Raw genomic sequence first — 470 nt, forward strand, 5'->3', positions numbered from 1 at the left:
ATGAATAATAACGAACTTGAACAGGCACATAATCTTTTGCTTGAAACCGCCGAGGTAATGGTACAATTTAGGCAAAGTGCTCATCAGATTGTCCAAAATCTTGAGGATAAATTGGATAAATCACTTTACGATCAACGCAAGATGATTACAGAGATGGTGCGTGCGGAAGTGACGAAAGAAATGTCAAATTCTGTGGCAGGGTATGTGCGTGATATGGAAAAGGCACGCAACCAAATGGCTGATCAAGTACGTGAATTCAATGTATATTTGAATAAGGTAAATGAAGAAAATCAGAAGATTTCTTCACGTTTGGTATGGGTTATTTCGCTTGCAATGGCAACATTGGTTATTGGCGGATTGGCATTATCTTTCTTTTATACAATGTTGATTGACCAAAAACGACAGGATGCAGATATGGTTGGTCGCATCAATAGAGCCAATATCGTGCGATGCGGTGATGAACTTTGTGC

At 39.4% G+C, this 470-nt stretch carries 1 protein-coding gene; it reads left to right on the forward strand.

Going from position 1 to position 470, the window contains the following annotated elements; translation table 11 throughout:
• Positions 1-470: lytic enzyme (locus HMPREF2661_RS09880; RefSeq protein ID WP_070823599.1), on the forward strand; the 470-nt coding region annotated here is incomplete at both ends.

Source organism: Neisseria sp. HMSC061B04 (assembly GCF_001836705.1).
Lineage (GTDB): Bacteria > Pseudomonadota > Gammaproteobacteria > Burkholderiales > Neisseriaceae > Neisseria.